16 protein-coding genes are annotated in these 18,974 nt (G+C 73.5%); 2 read left to right on the forward strand and 14 right to left on the reverse strand.

The window, feature by feature from the left end; translation table 11 throughout:
* Positions 1-517: 517 nt before the first annotated feature.
* The gene (gene tyrS / locus ABD223_RS05270; RefSeq protein WP_344034742.1) at positions 518-1,792 is read right to left on the reverse strand and encodes a tyrosine--tRNA ligase; all 1,275 of its coding nucleotides are present in this window, start codon (positions 1,790-1,792) and stop codon (positions 518-520) included.
* A 324-nt stretch (positions 1,793-2,116) separates the two neighbouring features.
* Between tyrS and ABD223_RS05275 the strand changes: the two genes are divergently transcribed.
* Positions 2,117-2,638, forward strand: a complete 522-nt coding sequence (locus ABD223_RS05275) for an EF-hand domain-containing protein (RefSeq protein WP_344034743.1) — start codon at positions 2,117-2,119, stop codon at positions 2,636-2,638.
* A gap of 387 nt (positions 2,639-3,025) precedes the next feature.
* Here ABD223_RS05275 and ABD223_RS05280 read toward each other — a convergent pair whose 3' ends face one another.
* The 9 genes from ABD223_RS05280 to ABD223_RS05320 form a co-directional block, all read right to left on the reverse strand.
* A complete protein-coding gene (locus tag ABD223_RS05280) occupies positions 3,026-3,646 on the reverse strand; it encodes a DNA-3-methyladenine glycosylase (protein ID WP_344034744.1) in 621 nt (206 codons plus the stop codon).
* Complete coding sequence (argH, locus tag ABD223_RS05285; protein WP_344035358.1) at positions 3,630-5,069, reverse strand: argininosuccinate lyase; 1,440 nt, start codon at positions 5,067-5,069, stop codon at positions 3,630-3,632. The genes ABD223_RS05280 and argH overlap by 17 nt, the downstream gene beginning before the upstream one ends.
* A 54-nt stretch (positions 5,070-5,123) precedes the next feature.
* A complete protein-coding gene (locus ABD223_RS05290) occupies positions 5,124-5,621 on the reverse strand; it encodes an arginine repressor (RefSeq protein WP_344034745.1) in 498 nt (165 codons plus the stop codon).
* Complete coding sequence (gene argF, locus ABD223_RS05295; RefSeq protein ID WP_344034746.1) at positions 5,618-6,544, reverse strand: ornithine carbamoyltransferase; 927 nt, start codon at positions 6,542-6,544, stop codon at positions 5,618-5,620. The genes ABD223_RS05290 and argF overlap by 4 nt, the downstream gene beginning before the upstream one ends.
* Before the next feature lies 1 nt (position 6,545).
* Positions 6,546-7,712, reverse strand: coding sequence for an acetylornithine transaminase (locus ABD223_RS05300; RefSeq protein ID WP_344034747.1), 1,167 nt, complete (start codon positions 7,710-7,712; stop codon positions 6,546-6,548).
* A complete protein-coding gene (gene argB, locus ABD223_RS05305; protein WP_344034748.1) occupies positions 7,709-8,584 on the reverse strand; it encodes an acetylglutamate kinase in 876 nt (291 codons plus the stop codon). The genes ABD223_RS05300 and argB overlap by 4 nt, the downstream gene beginning before the upstream one ends.
* Positions 8,581-9,753, reverse strand: a complete 1,173-nt coding sequence (gene argJ, locus ABD223_RS05310) for a bifunctional glutamate N-acetyltransferase/amino-acid acetyltransferase ArgJ (RefSeq protein ID WP_344034749.1) — start codon at positions 9,751-9,753, stop codon at positions 8,581-8,583. The genes argB and argJ overlap by 4 nt, the downstream gene beginning before the upstream one ends.
* Positions 9,750-10,772 (reverse strand): N-acetyl-gamma-glutamyl-phosphate reductase, encoded by a 1,023-nt coding sequence (gene argC / locus ABD223_RS05315; protein ID WP_344034750.1) that lies wholly within the window; start codon positions 10,770-10,772, stop codon positions 9,750-9,752. The genes argJ and argC overlap by 4 nt, the downstream gene beginning before the upstream one ends.
* A 66-nt stretch (positions 10,773-10,838) precedes the next feature.
* Positions 10,839-11,999 (reverse strand): cytochrome P450, encoded by a 1,161-nt coding sequence (locus ABD223_RS05320; RefSeq protein WP_344034751.1) that lies wholly within the window; start codon positions 11,997-11,999, stop codon positions 10,839-10,841.
* A gap of 107 nt (positions 12,000-12,106) precedes the next feature.
* Here ABD223_RS05320 and ABD223_RS05325 point away from each other — a divergent pair, with 107 nt between their 5' ends.
* Positions 12,107-12,724, forward strand: coding sequence for an HAD family hydrolase (locus ABD223_RS05325; RefSeq protein WP_344034752.1), 618 nt, complete (start codon positions 12,107-12,109; stop codon positions 12,722-12,724).
* Positions 12,725-12,769: 45 nt separating this feature from the next.
* Here the strand turns inward: ABD223_RS05325 and sthA are convergent, their stop codons facing one another.
* From sthA to pheS, 4 genes are all read right to left on the reverse strand, one after another.
* A complete protein-coding gene (gene sthA, locus ABD223_RS05330) occupies positions 12,770-14,188 on the reverse strand; it encodes a Si-specific NAD(P)(+) transhydrogenase (RefSeq protein ID WP_344034753.1) in 1,419 nt (472 codons plus the stop codon).
* 71 nt (positions 14,189-14,259) lie between these two features.
* On the reverse strand, positions 14,260-14,757 hold the full coding sequence (locus ABD223_RS05335) for a hypothetical protein (RefSeq protein WP_344034754.1): 498 nt from the start codon (positions 14,755-14,757) through the stop codon (positions 14,260-14,262).
* Positions 14,758-15,065: 308 nt separating this feature from the next.
* Positions 15,066-17,543, reverse strand: a complete 2,478-nt coding sequence (gene pheT / locus ABD223_RS05340; protein WP_344034755.1) for a phenylalanine--tRNA ligase subunit beta — start codon at positions 17,541-17,543, stop codon at positions 15,066-15,068.
* A 3-nt stretch (positions 17,544-17,546) separates the two neighbouring features.
* Positions 17,547-18,614 (reverse strand): phenylalanine--tRNA ligase subunit alpha, encoded by a 1,068-nt coding sequence (pheS, locus tag ABD223_RS05345; RefSeq protein ID WP_344034756.1) that lies wholly within the window; start codon positions 18,612-18,614, stop codon positions 17,547-17,549.
* Between the last annotated feature and the right edge of the window lie 360 nt (positions 18,615-18,974).

The following is an 18,974-nucleotide window of genomic DNA, read 5'->3' on the forward strand; positions in this document are numbered from 1 at the left end:
GCTGTCCAGTAACAATCTCAAAGGAATCCTCTTGACGAGGATCATAAATTTACTGGCTATTCGGCACGCTGTTGAGTTCTCAAAGAACACGCGCTCATCGTCGCTCACCGTTCACACGGCTCGCTCAGAGGCTTGTCATTCGTCAAAGCTTGTTGTGAAACCAGACGCCCTGGCCGAACAGGCCCTCAGGGCCCTGGCTGGGTCTTCCGTTTCGAGGTCACCCACTCTACCACACCAGGCGGGAGCTTGGTTCGTGACCTGCCGCGCTCCGCTCCGGCTTCCCGGCCCGTTCCGCGCTGACATGGAGAAAGTTACACGCAGCCGAAGGCAGGGTCAAATCGGGGGCACAGCAGCGCTCCACGGACTGAAACCGCAGGTCAGCAGCCCGTGCAGCACTCGCCTCCACGCTATCCGACCCGCTTCTCGCGCAACAGTGTGACCGCGATCACACCAAGAGATGACGACGGCCGCCGGTCCACGGGGGGACCGGCGGCCGTCATCGGGCTTCCCTCGCAGGTCAGGCGTGCGCCCTGATCCCGGCGGTGTTGCGCTTGCCGCGCCGGACCACCAGCCACTCGCCGTGCAGCAGGTCCTCCTTGGCGGGACGCCACTCCTCGTCGGCGACCTTCGCGTTGTTCACGTACGCGCCGCCCTCCTTGACGGTGCGCCGCGCCGCGCCCTTGCTGTCGGCCAGCCCGGAGGTCACCAGCAGGTCGACGACGGTCGGCTCGTCGGCCAGGCGCACCTCCCCGGTGGGCACCTCGGCCATCGCGGCGGCCAGCGTGGACGCGTCCAGCTCGCGCAGCTCGCCCCGGCCGAACAGGGCCTGGCTCGCCGCGATCACCTGGCGCGTCTCGTGCTCGCCGTGCACGAGGTTGGTGAACTCCTCGGCCAGCTTCTTCTGCGCGGCGCGCAGGTGCGGCGCCTCGGTGGTCTGCCGCTCCAGCTCGGCGACCTCCTCCTTGGTCAGGAAGGTGAACAGCCGCAGGTACCGGATCACGTCGGCGTCGCCCACGTTGACGAAGTACTGGTACCAGGCGTACGGCGAGGTCATCGCGGGGTCGAGCCAGACGTTGCCGCCGCCGGTGGACTTGCCGAACTTGCGGCCCTCGGCGTCGGTGACCAGGGGCGCGGTCAGGGCGTGCACGGAGCGGCCCTCGACCTTGCGGATCAGGTCGACGCCGCCGACCAGGTTGCCCCACTGGTCGGAGCCGCCGATCTGGAGCCTGGTGCCGTGCCGGCGGTGGAGCCGCAGGTAGTCGTGGGACTGGAGGAGCAGGTAGCTGAACTCGGTGTAGGACATGCCCTCGCCGTCGAGGCGGCGCTTGACCGTCTCCCTGGCGAGCATGACGTTGACCGAGAAGTGCTTGCCGACGTCGCGGAGGAACTCCAGCACCGGCATGTCGCCGGTCCAGTCGAGGTTGTTGACGATGATCGCGCCGGTGGGGCCGTCGTCGAACTCGACGAACCGCTCCAGCTGGCCCCGGATGCGGCCGACCCAGTCCTTGACCGTGTCCTCGGAGTTGAGGGTCCGCTCGCCGGTGTCGCGGGGGTCGCCGATCATGCCGGTGGCGCCGCCGGCCAGGACGATGGGCCGGTGCCCGGCGCGCTGGAAGCGGCGCAGCATGAGCAGCGGGACGAGGTTGCCGGCGTGCAGGCTGGGCGCGGTCGGGTCGAAACCGGCATAGAGGGTGAGCGGGCCGGAGTCCAGGTCCTCCCGGAGTGCGTCGAGGTCGGTGGACTGCGCGATCAGGCCGCGCCAGGACAGCTCGTCGAGGATGTGCTCGCTCACGCGGGCCATTGTCCCGCACCTGGTCAACGCGGTTCGAGCCGGTGCCCGGTTCGGGCAGCCGGTCGGGGTCCCGCGCCGGCGGGAGGGGGTCGGTGAGCGCGGCGGGGACGGCACGGCGCGCGCCGTGCGCGGGGTCGGCGGCGGGACGGCCTGGTCGCGCCGTGCGCGTGGCCCGCGCGGGGCCGGCGGCGGGACGGGAACTCGATCACCTCGCCCGGTTCGTCCCGGTGCTACCGACCGTCACGGCGCGTTCACCCTCACGCACGCGGGTTTGCCCCGGCTGGTCAATTGTCCTTGCCGGTTTCCCCCGCCAAGTTTGCTTGCGTGGCCAGCGACTTGCAGCGGAAGAAGACCTCTGTCGTGTTCACCGCGATGGACGTGAACGGTGATGGTTTCCTGGAGCGCGCGGACTTCGAGGCGCTGACGGACCGGTGGGCGGGCATCCGGGGCGAGGCCGGGTCGGACCGGTTGCGCGAGCTGATGATGCGCTGGTGGGAGGCGCTGCACGCGGCGTCCGACGAGAACAGCGACCGGAAGGTCACGCTGGACGAGGTGCTGCTCGCGGTCGACAACCTGGGCACCATGCTCGACCTCGTGGTGGCCACCGCCGAGTCGATGTTCGAGGCGGTGGACGAGGACGGCGACGGTGAGATCTCGGCGGAGGAGTACGGCCGCATGATCCACGCCTGGACGGGCGACGACGCGCCGACCGACGCCGGGTTCGCGCGCCTGGACCTCAACGGCGACGGGCACATCTCGAAGGCGGAGTTCGCCGGCCACTGGGTGGAGTTCTGGGCGGGCGACGACGCGGACGCGCCCGGCACGTACGTGTTCGGCGAGGTCTAGGGCCTGGCGGGAGCCGCGGACCACCTCCACGTCCACCGGCGCGGCGAGCCACCCCGCCCACTCGGCGGCGCGGGTCGGCGAGCCCTGCCCGGCCCCGGTCCTGCCCGGCGATCCCGGCCGGCCGGGCGACGGCCAGGCCCGCGGGCGGCCGGTCCGGCCGCCTCCTCGGTGACCGAGGGGGCGACCGGCTGCACCAGGCTGTCCTGGTGGTCGACCGGCAGCACCTGGCCGGGTCGCCCGCGGGTCCCGGCGTGGACGGCGGCAGCCCGGGCCGGGTGGGCCGGGAGCCGGGGTGGGGCACGCGCTGGTAGGCAGGTGGCCGGTGCGCTGGGCAGGTCGCCCCGGCACACGCGTGCCCCCAGGTCTGCCCCGGGTTCCCCGGTGCTCTCAGCGGGTGCGGCGGGTGCCGCGGCGGTAGGTGCTGACGGCGGGCGAGTCGAGCCAGAAGCGCCACGGCACGTCCACCGCGACGGCCACGCCCACGCGCGGGCCGGTGCGGATCTTCCCCGGGTCGACGGGGTCGCCCGCCAGCAGCCGCACGGACGAGTCCGGCGCGGTCAGGTCGAGGCCGTTGTCGGCGCGGGTCAGGCCGAGCACGCCGGTCAGCCGCGCCGGGCCCTTGGCCAGCTCCGCGTCGCTGCGGGCGGCCGGGCGGCGGGCCCGCGCCCGCTCGACGCCGGTGACCACCTCGCCCGCGCGCAGCAGCACCGCGCCGGGCACCCCGTCGGTGAGCGACACGACGTTGGCGCAGAAGTGCATCCCGTAGACGAAGTACACGTAGAGCCGGCCGGCGGGCCCGAACATGACGTCGTTGCGCGGTGTCCGGCCCCGGTAGCAGTGGGAGGCCGGGTCGTCGCCGCCCCGGTAGGCCTCGACCTCCACGATCCGCACGCCCACCACGCCGTCCGGCCCGGTCGACTCCACGGTGCTGCCGAGCAGGAGCCGCGCCGCGTCGACCGGGTCGACGGCCAGCTCCTGCTCGGTGAGCCGCCTAGGCGCGTCGGGCAACGGACACCCTGTCGCGCAGCGTCTTCAGCTGCTCGGCGACGCGGTCGGGGGCGGTGCCGCCGTGGGCGTCGCGGGAGGCGATGGAGCCCTCCACGGTCAGCACGTCGCGCACCTCGGGCGTCAGCGCGGGCGAGATCGCGGCGAACTCCTCGTCGGTCAGGTCCTCCAGGCCGGCGCCGCGGGTCTCGGCGGCGCGGACGCACTCGCCCGCCGCCTCGTGGGCGACGCGGAACGGCACGCCCCGCCGCACCAGCCACTCGGCGATGTCGGTGGCCAGGGTGAACCCGGCGGGCGCCAGCTCGGCCGTGCGGGCGGTGTCGAACCGCATCGTGGCGATCATGCCGGTCAGCGCGGGGAGCAGCAGCTCCAGCTGCTCGACCGAGTCGAACAGGGGCTCCTTGTCCTCCTGGAGGTCCCGGTTGTAGGCCAGGGGCTGGGCCTTCAGGGTCGCCAGCAGGCCGGTGAGGTTGCCGATGAGCCGGCCGGACTTGCCGCGGGTCAGCTCGGCCACGTCGGGGTTCTTCTTCTGCGGCATGATCGAGCTGCCGGTGGCCCAGGCGTCGTCGAGCACCGCGAAGCGGAACTCGGCGGTGGTCCAGATGATCACCTCCTCGGCGATCCGGGACAGGTCCACGCCGATCATGGCCAGCACGAACGCGATCTCGGCGGCGAAGTCGCGGGACGCGGTGCCGTCGATCGAGTTCTCCACGGGGCCGTCGAAGCCCAGCTCCTCGGCGACCTTGGCCGGGTCCAGGCCCAGCGACGAGCCGGCCAGCGCGCCGGAGCCGTACGGGGACAGGGCGGCCCGCTTGTCCCAGTCGCGCAGCCGGTCCACGTCGCGCAGCAGGGCCTGGCCGTGGGCCAGGAGGTGGTGCGCGAGCAGCACGGGCTGCGCGGACTGGAGGTGCGTGCGGCCGGGCATGACGGCGGTCGGGTGCTCGGCGGCCTGGCCGGCCAGCGCGTCCACCACGTCCAGCACGCCGTCGGCGACGCGCTTGGCGGCGTCGCGCAGCCACATCCGGAACAGCGTGGCCACCTGGTCGTTGCGGGACCGGCCGGCGCGCAGCTTGCCGCCCAGCTCGGGCCCGGCCCGGTCGATCAGGCCGCGTTCGAGGGCGGTGTGCACGTCCTCGTCGGCCAACACGGGGGTGAACGCGCCGGAGGCGACGTCGGCCTCCAGGGCGTCCAGCGCCGCCAGCATCCGCGCCAGCTCGTCCTCGGTCAGCAGGCCCGCGTCGTGCAGGACGCGGGCGTGCGCGCGGGAACCCCGGATGTCGTAGGGGGCGAGTCGCCAGTCGAAGTGCGTGGACAGCGACAGCCGCGCCATCGCCTCCGCAGGTCCGCCGGCGAACCGCCCGCCCCACAAGGAACTCACTTGGTCAAATCCTCTTCGCTGTGATGGTGCCGGTGCCGCCCTCGTCAGGTGGCGAGGGCGAAGTCGTACCACGGCCGGCTGCCGCGGGCGGGCGCGACCCGCTCAGCCGTGGTCCTCCCCCGCGCCCTCGCCCGCGGCGAGCGCGGTCACGCGGGCCGCCAGGTCCGAGCCGGTGAGCGGTTCCCTGGCCACGGCGAGGATGGTGTCGTCGCCCGCGATGGTGCCGACGATGTCGTGCAGCGCGGCCCGGTCCAGCGCGCTGGCCAGGAACTGGGCCGCGCCCGGCGGGGTGCGCAGGACCGCGAGGTTGCCGGAGTGGTCCACGGACACCAGCAGCTCGCCGAGCAGGCGCACGAGGCGGGTGGTGCCGCCCTGCACGCCGCGCACGGGACTGCCGTCCTCGGGGATGACGTAGACGGGCGCGCCGCCGTCGGGACCGCGCAGCTTGACCGCGCCCAGCTCGTCCAGGTCGCGCGACAGCGTGGCCTGGGTGACCTCGATGCCCTCCACCGCAAGCGTTTTCGCCAGCTCGGACTGGCTGCGGATGGCGCGCTGGGAGATCAGCTCGACGATGCGGGCCTGCCGCGCGGTCCTGGTCACCGCGACCGCTCCAGCAACCACACCAGCAGGGCCTTCTGGGCGTGCAGGCGGTTCTCGGCCTCGTCCCACACCGCGCTGTCCGGGCCGTCGAGCACCTCGTCGGTGATCTCCCAGCCGCGGTGGGCGGGCAGGCAGTGCAGCACGGTCGTGCGCACGCCGGTGGACGCCACCAGCTCCGCGTTGACCTGGTAGGGCCGGAACGGGCCGACGCGGTCGCGGCCGTCGTTCTCCTGGCCCATGGACGTCCAGGTGTCGGTGACCAGCACGTCCGCGCCGTCCACGGCGGCGCGCGGGTCGACGACGACCTCGACGCTGCCGCCGGTCTCCGCGGCGCGCCCCTTCGCCGCCGCCAGGGCCCACGGCTCCGGCGCGAAGTGCTCGGGCGCGGCGATGCGCACGTGCATGCCCGCGGTGGCGCCGCCGAGCAGCATCGAGTGCGACATGTTGTTCGCGCCGTCGCCCAGGTAGGTGACGGTGAGGCCGGCGAGCGCCCCGTGCCGCAGCCGGATCGTCTGGAGGTCGGCCAGCACCTGGCACGGGTGGAACTCGTCGGTCAGGGCGTTGATCACCGGGACGCGGGACACCGAGGCCATCGCCTCGATGCGCTTCTGGGCGAAGGTCCGCCACACCACGGCGTCCACGTAGCCGGACAGGATGCGGGAGGTGTCCTCTATGGTCTCCTCCCGGCCCAGCTGCATGGACCGGCCGTCGATGATCACCGGGTGGCCGCCGAGCTGGGTGATGCCCACCTCGAACGACAGCCTGGTGCGGGTGGAGTTCTTCTCGAAGATCACCGCCACCGACTTGGGCCCGGCCAGCGGCTTGGCGCCCAGCCGGTCGGCCTTGAACGTGTCGGCCAGGTCCAGGACCTCCGCCTGCTCGGCGGGGTCGAGGTCGTCGTCGCGCAGGAAGTGCCGGACCACGTCAGGACTCCAGCCAGTTCGGGAGCTCGGCGACGACGCGGTGCGCGTCGGCTTCGTCGAGCACGAGGGGCGGCGCCAGCCGGATGACGTCCGGCTGGATCGGGTTGATCAAGAAGCCGGCCTGCTGCGCGGCCGCAGCGGCCCTCGCCGAGACCGCCTCGCGCAGCGTGATCCCGAGCAGCAGGCCGGCGCCCCGCACACCGGAGATGAGCGGGTGGTCCAGGCGCTCGACGCCCGTCGCGATCTCCTTGCCGACCGCGGCGGCGTGCTCCAGCAGGCCGTCGGCGGCGATCGTGTCGAGCACGGCGAGCGCGGCGGCGCAGCACACCGGGTTGCCGCCGAACGTGGTGCCGTGGTGGCCGGGGCCGAACAGGTCCTTGGCCGGGCCGACGGCGATGCACGCGCCCAGCGGCAGGCCGCCGCCGAGGCCCTTGGCCAGGGTGATCACGTCCGGCACGATCCCGGCCTGGTGGAAGGCGAACCAGGTGCCGAGCCGGCCGAGACCGGTCTGCACCTCGTCCAGCACCAGCAGCGCGCCGTGCTCGGCGGTGATCCGGCGCGCCGCCTCCAGGTAGCCCTCCGGCGGCACGACCACGCCGTTCTCGCCCTGGATGGGCTCCACCACGAACGCGGCGGTCTCGTCGTCGATCGCGGCCTCCAGCGCGGCCACGTCGCCGAACGGGATGTGCACGACGCCCGGCACCAGCGGCAGGAACGGGTCCTGCTTGGCGGGCTGGCCGGTCAGCGCCAGCGCGCCCATGGTGCGGCCGTGGAAGCCGCCCTCGGTCGCGACGACCCGGGTGCGGCCGGTGCGGCGGCTGAGCTTGAGCGCGGCCTCGTTGGCCTCGGCGCCGGAGTTGCAGAACAGCACGCGGCCGTCGCCGTCGACGCCGGCCAGGTCGAGCAGCCGCTCGGCGAGCCGGAGCGCGGGCTCGTTGATGTAGAGGTTGGAGGTGTGGCCGATCGTGGAGATCTGCCGGGTCACCGCGGCGACGACCGCCGGGTGGGCGTGGCCCAGGGCGTTGACCGCGATGCCGGTGAGCAGGTCGAGGTAGCGGTTGCCGTCGGCGTCCCACACGTGGGCGCCCTCGCCGCGGACGAGCGCGAGGCCGGGCGTGCCGTAGTTGTTCATCATCGCGGCCTGCCACCGCTGCTGGTGGTCGCTCATGCCTCATCCCCCAGGACCATCGTTCCGACACCTTCGGAGGTGAAGACCTCCAGCAACACCGAGTGGGGCAGCCGCCCGTCGATCACGTGCGCCTCGGGCACGCCGCCGCGCACCGCGCGCAGGCACGCCTCCATCTTCGGCACCATCCCGCTGTCCAGGCCCGGCAGCATCTCCTCCAGCTGCGCCGCGCGGACCCGGCGCAGCAGGGAGCTCTTGTCCGGCCAGTTCGCGTAGAGGCCCTCCACGTCGGTGAGGACCACGAGCTTCTCGGCTCCCAGCGCCACGGCCACCGCGCCCGCCGCCGTGTCGGCGTTGACGTTGTGCACCACGCCGTCGGCGTCCGGCGCGACGGTGGAGATCACCGGGATGCGGCCCGCGCGCACGATGTCGAGCACCGCGTCGGGGTTGACCTCCACGACGTCGCCGACCAGGCCGACGTCCACCGGCTCGCCGTTCACCACGGCGGACCTGCGGGCCGCGGTGAGCAGGCGGGCGTCCTCGCCGGACAGGCCGACCGCGTACGGGCCGTGCTCGTTGACCAGGCCGACCAGCTCGCGCTGCACCTGCCCGACCAGGACCATGCGGACCACGTCCATCGCCTCGGGCGTGGTGACGCGCAGGCCGCCGCGGAACTCGCTCGCGATGCCGAGCCGCTTGAGCATGGCGGCGATCTGCGGGCCGCCGCCGTGCACCACGACCGGGTGCAGGCCGGCGAGCTTGAGGAACACCACGTCCTGCGCGAACGCGCGCTTCAGCTCGTCGTCCACCATGGCGTTGCCGCCGTACTTGACGACCACGACCGCGTCCCGGAAGCGCTGCAACCAGGGCAGCGCCTCGATGAGGATGCCCGCTTTGTCCCGGGGACTGGTCATGAGCTGTAGGCGCTGTTCTCTTCGACGTAGCCGTGCGACAGGTCGGTGGTGAGCACGGTGGCCGTGCCGTCGCCGAGGTTGAGGTCCACCACGATGTCGACGTCGCGGCCGGACAGGTCGGCCTCGCCGCGGTCGGCGGCCTTGTGGCCGTCGGCGAACAGGGTGACGCCGTTCATGGCGATGCCCAGCCGGTGCTGGTCGACGGTGGCCCGCGAGCGGCCGACGGCCATGGCGATGCGGCCCCAGTTGGGGTCGGAGCCGAACAGCGCGGTCTTGACCAGGTTGTCCTCGGCGACGGTCTTGGCGACCTCGACCGCCTCGGCCTCGGTGAGCGCGCCGTTGACGGTGATCGACACCTCCTTGGTCATGCCCTCCGCGTCGCCCTGGAGCTGCTTGACCAGGTCGTGCGCGACGGCTTCCAGGACGCTCGCGAACTCCTCGGGGTCCGGGGTGGCGCCCGAGGCGCCGGAGGCCAGCAGCAGGACGGTGTCGTTGGTGGACGTGCCGCCGTCCACGTCGAGGCGGTCGTAGGTGCGGGCGGTGACCCGCCGCAGGGCCGCGTCCAGCGCGTCGCCGTCGAGCGCCGCGTCGGTGGTGATGACGCTGAGCATGGTGGCCATGTTCGGCGACAGCATCCCCGCGCCCTTGACGAAGCCGCCGACGGACCAGCCGCCCGGGTGGTCCTGCCACGACTGCTTGGGGTGGGTGTCGGTGGTCATCACGGCGGTGGCGGCGTCCAGGCCGGCCCGGTCGGTGTCGGCCAGCTCCTGGGCGGCCTTCTCCACGCCGGCCCTGAGGTCGTCCATGGGCAGGCGCTCGCCGATCAGGCCGGTGGAGCAGACGGCCACCTCGATCGCGCCGACGCCGAGCACGTCCGCGACCTTCTCGGCGGTGGCGTGGGTGTCCTGGAAGCCCTCGGGGCCGGTGCACGCGTTCGCGCCGCCCGAGTTGAGCACCACGGCGCGCAGCCTGCGCTCCCGGAGCACCTGCTGCGACCACAGCACGGGCGCGGCCTTGACCTGGTTGGTGGTGAACACGCCGGCCGCGGCCTGGCCGGGGCCGGCGTTGACGACCAGCGCGAGGTCGAGCGCGCCGGAGTCCTTGATGCCGGCCGCGACGCCGGCGGCTCGGAAGCCCTTCGGGCCGGTCACGCCTCTGTTGCGGTTCACGGTGCCACTCCCACGGTGGACAGGCCGGTGGTCTCCGGCAGGCCGAGCGCCAGGTTCATGCACTGCACCGCCGCGCCCGCGGTGCCCTTCGCCAGGTTGTCGATCGCCGCGACCGCCACGAGCCGGTCCAGGTCGCGGTCGACGGTGACCTGGAGCTGGACGGCGTTGGAGCCGAGCACCGCGCCGGTGGTGGGCCAACTGCCCTCCGGCAGCAGGTGCACGAACGGCTCGTCCGCGTAGGCCTCCTCGTAGGCGGCGCGGACGTCCTCGGCGGAGGCGCCGGGGACGAGGGCGGCCGAGCAGGTGGCCAGGATGCCCCGGGGCAGCGGGGCCAGGACGGGGGTGAAGGAGACCTTCACGTCGCGGCCCGCCACCTTGGACAGGTTCTGGGCGATCTCCGGGGTGTGCCGGTGGGCGCCGCCGACGCCGTAGGCGCTCAGCGAGCCCATCACCTCCGAGCCGAGCAGGTGGGTCTTGGCGGCCTTGCCCGCGCCGGAGGTGCCGGAGACGGCGACCACGGTGACCTCGGGCTCGACCAGGCCGATCGCGGGGGCGAGCGCGAGGGAGGAGACGGTCGGGTAGCAGCCGGGGACGGCGACGCGCCGGGCGTCGCGCAGCTCGTCGCGCTGCCCGGGCAGCTCGGGCAGGCCGTAGGGCCAGCTGCCCGCGTGCGCGCCGCCGTACCAGCGCTCCCAGGCCCCCGGGTCGGTGAGCCGGTGGTCGGCGCCGCAGTCGACGACCAGCACGTCGTCGCCGAGCTGGGCGGCGATCTCGGCCGAGTGCCCGTGCGGGAGCGCGAGGAACACGACGTCGTGGCCCCTGAGCTCGTCGGCCGTGGTCTCGGTGAGCACCCGGTCGGCCAGGGGCAACAGGTGGGGCTGGTGGGTCAGCAGGCGGGTGCCCGCGTTGCCGCCGGCGGTCAGCGCGCCGATCTCCACCTCGGGGTGGCCGAGCAGGAGCCGCAGGACTTCACCCCCGGCGTAGCCGCTGGCCCCGGCTACCGCGATCCGCAACGTCATACGGATAAGTATGCACGCCGGTGCATCGTCACTCAAATATGTATTCGCTATGACCGGGCCGGGCGGTCACCACTCCACGAGCAGCTCGTCCAGCCCGTACACGGCCTGCTCGCTGCGGAAGACCAGGTCGGTCGACACCACGCGGAGGTCCGGGAACCTGGTCAGCAGGGCCTGGAACGCGATGCGCATCTCCATCCGCGCCAGCGGAGCTCCCAGGCAGTGGTGCACGCCGTGGCCGAAGGCGACGTGGCTGCCCGCCTGGCGCCCCAGGTCCAGCGCGTCCGGGTCGGGCACCAGCTCCGGGTCCCGGTTGGCGGCGGGCAGCGAGCAGATCACGAGGTCGCCCGGGAGCACCGCCCGACCGCCCAGCTCCGTCTCGACCAGGGCGATCCGCGGCACCCCGGTGGGCACGACGGTCAGCCAGCGCAGCAGCTCCTCCACGACGACCTCCGGTGCGGCGAGCAGGCGCGCCCGCCGGTCGGGTTCCGCCAGCAGGGTCGCCACGCCGAGGGAGAGCATGTTCGCCGTGGTCTCGTGGCCCGCCAGCAGCAGCAGGTCGGCCAGGCCGACGACCTCGTCCTCGCCCAGGTCCGAGCGCACCAGCGTGCCGAGCAGGTCGTCGCCGGGCGCGGACCGGGCGCGGCGGGCCAGTTCGGCCAGGTAGGCGCGGGATTCGAGGGCGATGCCCAGCCGCTCCTCGGAGGCCAGGGTCACGTCGAAGAAGCGGGCGTAGCGGTCCTGGAACGCGTCCCGGTCGGCGAAGGGCACGCCCAGCATCTCGCAGATCACCAGCGCCGGGACCGGCAGCGCGAAGCCGGTCACCAGGTCGGCGGGCGGGCCGCCGCGCTCCAGCGCGTCGAGCCGGTCGCGCACGACCTCGTGGACCCTCGGCTCCAGCCACCGCATCCGGCGGCCGGTGAACTCGCCGGCCACCAGCCTGCGCAGGCGGGTGTGCTCGGGCGGGTCGAACGCCAGCGGGTTGCCCGGCCGCACCGCGGCCAGCTCCTCCTCGGACAGCGCGGGCGCGCCCGGCACCACGTGGTGCGGCGAGTTGCCGAACCGCCGCGGGTCGCCCAGCACCTCGCGCACGTCCGCTATCCGGGTGACCAGCCACACCCGGTCGCCCTGCGGCACGTCCACCAGGCGGACCCCTTCGTCCCGCTGCGCCGACAACTCGGGCGCCGGGTCGAACCCCGCTCGTCGCATGTGCAGGGGCAGCGTCGGCATGTCGGCCTCCCGATGGCTCGTGGTGAAAAACGTAGTGAGCCGCCGGAGTGATGCGGCAGCCTTCGCCCGGGTGAGGTCGGAACTACTCGTGGTGAACAGGAGCGCGGATGCGGGCGGTCGTCTTCGACTGGCGGGGCACGTTGGTGGTCACGCCCACCTTCACCGGGTGGGTGGCCGAGGCGTTGCGGCGGATCGGCCGCGACCCCGGCCGGGCCGGGGAGGTGGTGGCGCGGCTGCCCGCGCGGGAGCTGGACGCGCCGGGCGTCGACGCGGACGCCGCGCTCCACCGGGAGACCTACTACGCGGCGTTCCGCGCGGCCGGGCTGGACGGCGAGCTGGCCGACTCGCTGTACGCGGTGGAGTGCGACCCGGCGGTGAACCCGTTCGCGGTGGACGTGCGGCCGACCCTGGCCGGGCTGGCCGCGCGCGGTGTCCGGATCGGCGTGCTGAGCGACGTCCACTTCGACATCCGGCCCTCGTTCGCGGGGCTGCCGGTGCGCTCGTTCGTGCTGTCGTTCGAGCACGGCGTGGCCAAGCCCGACCCGGAGATCTTCCGCATCGCGCTCGACGAGCTGGGCACCGGGCCCGAGGAGACGCTGATGGTCGGCGACCGCGCCTCCCACGACGGCGCGGGCGTGCTGAGCGGGATGCCGACGCTGCTCGTGCCGCCGCTGCGGGACGTCCACGACGCGCGCCTGCACCTCGTCGTCAAGCTGATGGTGTGAACAGCCGGGGTCCGGGTCGCGCGCCCCGGACCCTCCACCGCCCGCCTAGCTGCCGGCGCCGAACCGCTGGAGCGCCCGGATCTTGTTCGTCGCGTCCAGCGCGGCCACCTTGTAGGCCTCCGACAGCGTCGGGTAGTTGAAGACCGTGTCCACCAGGTAGTCCACCGTGCCGCCGCACGCCATGACCGCCTGCCCGATGTGCACCAGGTCGGTCGCGCCGGTGCCGAACAGGTGCACGCCGAGCAGCTTGCGGTCCACGGTGGACACCAGCAGCTTGAGCATGCCGTAGGCGTCGCCCACGATCGAGCCGCGCGCCAGCTCCCGGTACCGGGCCAACCCCACCTCGTACGGCACCGCGGACGAGGTCAGCTCGGCCTCGGTGGCGCCGCAGTAGGAGATCTCCGGGATGGTGTAGATGCCGATCGGCTGGAGCGAGGTCAGCTCGCGCGCCTCCTCGCCGAACGCGTGGTAGACGGCCAGCCTGCCCTGGTCCATCGACGTGGCCGCCAGCGCCGGGAAGCCGATCACGTCACCCACCGCGTAGATGTGCTCGACGGGGGTGCGGTAGTGCTCGTCGACCTGGAGCCGGCCGCGCCGGTCGGCCTCCAGGCCCGCCTTGCCCAGGTCCAGCGCCTCGGTGTTGCCCTGCCGCCCCGCCGAGTACATCACCGCGGCCGCCGGGATGCGCTTGCCGCTGGCCAGCGTGGTCACCGTGCCGCTCTCGGCCACGTCGACGTTGACGACCTTCTCGCCGAACCGGAAGGTCACCGCGAGGTCGCGCAGGTGGAACTTCAGCGACTCGACGATCTCCGGGTCGCAGAAGTCGAGCATCCGCTCCCGCTGCTCGACCACCGTCACCCTGGTGCCCAGCGCGGCGAACATCGACGCGTACTCGATGCCGATCACCCCGGCGCCCACCACCACCAGCGACGACGGGATCTCCTCCAGCGACAGCACCTCGTCGGAGTCGAGCACCCTGACCTCGTCGAAGTCCACCTGCTCCGGCCGCGCGGGCCGGGTGCCGACCGCGATCACGACCTTCCCGGCGGTCACCACGTGGTGCTCGCCGCGCTGCGCGCCCTCGACGGCCACGGTGTGCTCGTCGACGAACCGGGCCGTGCCGGTGAGCAGGTCGACCTGGTTGCGGTGCAGCTGCGCGCGCACGACCTGGACCTCGCGGCCGATCACGTGCCGGGTGCGGGCCAGCAGGTCGGAGATCGTGATGTCCTCCTTGACCCGGTAGCTGGCGCCGTACAGCTCGCGCTGGCTCATGCCGGTCAGGTACACGACGGCTTCCCGCAGGGTCTTCGACGGGATGGTGCCGGTGTTCAGGCACACCCCGCCGACCATGTCCGCCCGGTCGACGATCGCGACCTTCTTCCCGAGCTTCGCGCCCGCGATGGCGGCCTTCTGCCCACCCGGACCGGATCCGATGACGAGCAGGTCGTAGTCGTACGCGCTCATGCCCGGAAGCCTCGCACACGGCGGCGGCCCGCGTGGCGCGGCGGGCGTCGGCCCACCCGGCCCGCGCGCGGTCAGCCCCTGGCGGCGCGCCCGGAGTAGGTCAGCGGGAAGACCAGGTCCGTGCACGCGTCCGGCACGTCGTGCGCGATCTGCACGACCATCTCCACGTCGACCGCCCCGGCGGGCGGGATGAGCACCGGCTCGGCCATCGGCACGACGGTCAGCACGCCGGACGGGCAGCCCGGCACCCTGTTGTGCGCCTCGTCCAGCGGCTGGCCGGGCTCCGCTTCGAGGGTCAGCACCACGATGTCGACCTCGTTGGGGTTGGACAGCCGCACCAGCCGCGCGCCCTCGCCGCCCGGCGTCAGCTCCACCGCGGCGCCCGAGACGTCGTTGATCTCGAACGGCTCCAGGCCGGCGACACCCGCCTCGGCGTTGCTCACGGAGTACGCCATCGCGGGCAACTCGGGTTCAGGCCAGGTCAGGTGCATCGCGGCGACGACGGCGCCACCGACCGCGAGGATCGTCGAAGCGACGGCGATCTCCATCCGCGGACCCAAGCTGCGCATGAGGCAACCTCACTAGGATTGCTGCTCCAGGCGGTGGGTTCGCCGCTAGCTCCCCGCCGGACCGGCGACCAGACTCGTCCGGCGGTTCATCGCTTCGCCCCTCGGCCCAGCGGGCCGCGGAACCAATCTTGGAGAACGTTCAACATCCGCGCAAGGACCAGGCCGGCCCGGAAATTCAGGTCTTTGGGCCCCTTGACACCGCACCCGAAGTAGCCTGAACTGCACGTTCTCCCGCTGCCGGCCCCCAGGAGTTCACCCGACCGGACCAGTCCCGGAACCGCACGGGTGCGGTTCCGGGACACGCTCCGTCAGCCTCTCAGCACCGCGCCGAAGCGCTCGGCCGCCGCGGCCACCGCCGCGTCGCGCGCCGCGGTCGCCTCGTCGACGGTCAGCGTCCGGTCCGCCGCGCGGAACCGCAGCGAGTACGCCAGGGACCGCTTGCCCTCGCCCACCTGACCGCCGGCGTACACGTCGAACAGCCGGATGTCCTCCAGCAGCGCGCCGCCACCCGTGCGCAGCACCCGCTCCACCCGCGCGGCGGGCACGTCCGCGCCGACGACCACGGCCACGTCCAGCAGCACCGGCGGGTAGGCCGACACGACCGGCGCGGGCCGGTGGTCGTCCAGCGGCAGCGCGTCCAGGTCAAGCTCGAACGCCGCGGTCCGCTTCGGCAGGCCCAGCGCCTCCACCACCTTCGGGTGCAGCTCGCCCGCGTGGCCGACCGGCCAGTCGCCGACCCGCAGCTCGGCGCACCGGCCCGGGTGCCACGGCGCCAGGTCGGAGGCGGCGGTGGTCAGCTCCACCCCGTACGCCTGGCCGACCAGCCGCGCGGCCTGCACCGCGTCCGCCCAGTCCGCCTGCCTGCCCTCGCCCCACCAGCCCGGCTGCTCGCGGTGGCCCGCCAGCACGGCCGCCACGTGCACCGGCTGCTGCGGCAGCGCCGCCCGGAGCGAGGCCAGCTCCTCGTCCGACGGGCGCGCGCCCACCGCGACGGAGGGCATCGGCGCCGGGTCCGCGCGCGGCAGCGTCACCTGGGCCACCGTGTAGACCGCGAGGTCCTTCTGACCGCGCGCCAGGTTCCGCTGCACGGTCTCCAGCAGCCCCGGCACCAGCGTGGTGGCCAGCGCGTGCTTCTCCGCCTCCAGCGGGTTGAGCACGCTCACCGCGCGCCGCCGCACGTCGTCCGGCGGCAGGCCCAGCGCGTCGAACACCGCGGGCGAGACGAACGGGAACGGCTTGACCTCGACGAAGCCCTGCTCGGCCAGCGCGCGGGCGACCGTGCGGCGGCGGCGCTGCTGCTCGGTCAGGCCGCGACCGGCGGGCGCGGGCGGCAGCACCGACGGGATCGTGTCGTAGCCCTCCAGCCGCAGCACCTCCTCGACCAGGTCGGCGGGCTGGGTGAGGTCCGCGCGCCAGGTCGGCGGCACCGCGGTGACCATGGTCGAGCCGTCGTCACCGGTGCTGACCTCGACCTGGCAGCCGATCTGGCCCAGCCGGCGCGCGGTCACGCCGCGCGCGTAGCGGACCCCGGCGACCCGGTCGGGCAGGTCGATGGGCATCGAGACCGGCGCGGGCTGCGCGAACCCGCCCACGTCCGTGCGGCCGGGCCGGATGCCGCCGTCGCCGAACATGTCCAGCAGCCGGGCCGCGCGCTCCAGCGCCACCGGCGCCAGCGCCGGGTCGACGGTGCGCTCGAACCGCTTCGCCGCCTCGCTGGGCAGCTTGTGGCGGCGCACCGTGCGGGCGATGGACGCCGGGTCCCAGTTCGCCGCCTCCAGCAGGATGTCCGAGCTGTCCTGGCGCACCTCGGTGCTCGCGCCGCCCATGACGCCGGCCAGCGAGATCACGCCGCTGTCGTCGGCGATCACGATGTCGTCCGGGTCGAGCGCGCGGACCTGCTCGTCGAGCGTGGTCAACTCCTCCCCGGCCGCCGCGCGCCGCACCACCAGGCCACCGCGCACGGACGAGCCGTTGAACGCGTGCAGCGGCTGGCCCAGCTCCAGCATCACGTAGTTGGTGATGTCCACCGGCAGCGAGATCGAGCGGATGCCCGCGAGCATCAGCCTGCGGCGCATCCACCACGGGGTGGGCGCGGTCGGGTCGACGCCGGTCACCCGGCGCGCGGTGAACCGCGGGCACGCGACGGGGTCCTCGACGATGACCGGGATCTCCTCGCCCTCGGCCTCGGGGACCTCGGCCAGGCCCGGGTCGCGGAACGGCACGTCGAACGCGCAGGCCAGCTCGCGGGCCAGGCCGCGCACGGAGAACGCGTAGCCGCGGTCCGGCGTCGGCGCCACCTCGATGACGGTGTCGCCGAGGCCCAGCAGCTCGACCGCGTCGTCACCGGGCTGCGCGGTGCCGCTGGGCAGCACCATGATCCCCGCGTGGTCGTCGCCGAGGCCCAGCTCGCGGGCCGAGCAGATCATGCCCTCGCTCGTCCTGCCGTAGGTCTTGCGGGCGGCGATGGCGAAGTCGCCGGGCAGCACGGCGCCGGGCAGCGCGACCACGACCGTGTCGCCCTCGCGGAAGTTCGACGCGCCGCAGACGATGCCGTTGACCTGGTCCGGGCCGACCTCCACCTGGCAGTAGCGGATCGGCTTCTTGAACTCGGTCAGCTCCTCGATCTCGACCACGCGGCCCGCGACGAGCGGACCGGTGACGCCGTTCAGCTCGTGGACGTCCTCGACCTCCAGGCCGATCCGCACGAACGCCTCGGCGAGCTGCTCAGGCGTCGGGACCTCGGCGAACTCGAGGTTCTCGACCAGCCAGGTAACCGGGATGCGCACCCGTCATGCCTCCGTTCCGAATGGCTGGGTGAAGCGGACGTCGCCCTCGACCATGTCGCGCATGTCCGGCAGGCCGTTGCGGAACTGGAGGGTGCGCTCCAGGCCCATGCCGAACGCGAAGCCGGAGTAGGTGTCCGGGTCGATGCCGCAGTTGCGCAGCACGTTCGGGTTGACCATGCCGCAGCCGCCCCACTCGACCCAGCCCGCGCCGCCCTTCTTCTCCGGGAACCACACGTCCACCTCGGCGGACGGCTCGGTGAAGGGGAAGAAGCTCGGGCGCAGCCGGGTGCGGGAGCCCTCGCCGAACATGGCGCGGGCGAACGCGTCGAGCGTGCCCTTGAGGTGCGCCATGGTCAGGCCCTCGTCCACGGCCAGGCCCTCGACCTGGTGGAAGACCGGGGTGTGGGTGGCGTCCAGCTCGTCGGTGCGGAACGTCCGGCCGGGGCAGACGACGTAGACGGGCAGCTCGCGGTCCAGCAGGGTGCGCGCCTGGACGGGGCTGGTGTGCGTGCGCAGGACCAGGCCGGAGTCGGCGGGCGCCACGTAGAAGGTGTCCTGCATGGACCGGGCGGGGTGGTCCTTGCCGAAGTTCAGCGCGTCGAAGTTGAACCACTCGGCCTCGACCTCGGGGCCCTCGGCGACCTCCCAGCCCATGGCCACGAACACGTCCGAGATGCGCTCGGCCAGCGTGGTCATGGGGTGGCGGGCGCCGCGCGGGACGCGGTCCCACGGCAGCGTGACGTCGACCGCCTCCTCGCGGAGGACGCGCTCGTCGCGCTCGGCCTGGAGCTCGGCGCGGCGCTCGTCGAACGCCTGCCTGACCTCGTGCTGGGCCTGGTTGACCCTCTTGCCCGCGTCGGACTTCGCCGCGGGCGGCAGCGCGCCGATCTCGCGGCGCGCCAGCAGCACCGGCGAGCGGTCACCCAGGTGGCTCGGCTTCACGGCGGCGAGCTCGTCGAGGTCGGCCGCCTTGGCGAACGCCTCCCGAGCCTGCTCGACCGCCGTGGCCAGCGCTTCCGGGGAGAGCGCCGCGACCTGCTTCGGGTCGTAGGGGTCGTTGGCTCCGGACATGGTTGGTGGACAGCTCCCGTCACGGACAACAGGTGGTTAGCGGGTCGATCCTAGGTGATCGGGCCTCACCGGCCCGAAGAGGTCCGCCTAGGCGACCGCCCCCGGCGGTCCGGGCCGCCCGCGGTCCTCGCCCCGCGGCGCCAGGAGCTCCCGGTCGGCGCCCGGCGGGTCGTCGCGCCGGGCCGTCCGCCACTCCCCCGCCGGGGTGCGCCGGGCCCGGCGCACGCCGGCGGCAGCAGCGCGACCGCCCGCTCCGCGCGGCTCGCGCCCCGGTGGTCACCTCGTACCCCGATCCCGGATCGCAACCGGACCGAGCCGGAATTGTCGGTGGTCCGTGGCAATCTGATCACGCGCGCAGGA

Origin of the sequence: Saccharothrix xinjiangensis, assembly GCF_039527585.1 — a bacterium.
Lineage (GTDB): Bacteria > Actinomycetota > Actinomycetes > Mycobacteriales > Pseudonocardiaceae > Actinosynnema > Actinosynnema xinjiangensis.

Bases quoted from the DNA above. Each gene is read 5' to 3' on its own strand.
- argC (WP_344034750.1), bottom strand. From the start codon at position 10,772: ATGACGTTGCGGATCGCGGTAGCCGGGGCCAGCGGCTACGCCGGGGGT.
- pheS (WP_344034756.1), bottom strand. From the start codon at position 18,614: ATGTCCGGAGCCAACGACCCCTACGACCCGAAGCAGGTCGCGGCGCTC.
- ABD223_RS05335 (WP_344034754.1), bottom strand. From the start codon at position 14,757: ATGCGCAGCTTGGGTCCGCGGATGGAGATCGCCGTCGCTTCGACGATC.
- ABD223_RS05300 (WP_344034747.1), bottom strand. From the start codon at position 7,712: ATGAGCGACCACCAGCAGCGGTGGCAGGCCGCGATGATGAACAACTAC.
- sthA (WP_344034753.1), bottom strand. From the start codon at position 14,188: ATGAGCGCGTACGACTACGACCTGCTCGTCATCGGATCCGGTCCGGGT.
- ABD223_RS05325 (WP_344034752.1), top strand. From the start codon at position 12,107: ATGCGGGCGGTCGTCTTCGACTGGCGGGGCACGTTGGTGGTCACGCCC.
- argB (WP_344034748.1), bottom strand. From the start codon at position 8,584: ATGACCAGTCCCCGGGACAAAGCGGGCATCCTCATCGAGGCGCTGCCC.
- ABD223_RS05320 (WP_344034751.1), bottom strand. From the start codon at position 11,999: ATGCCGACGCTGCCCCTGCACATGCGACGAGCGGGGTTCGACCCGGCG.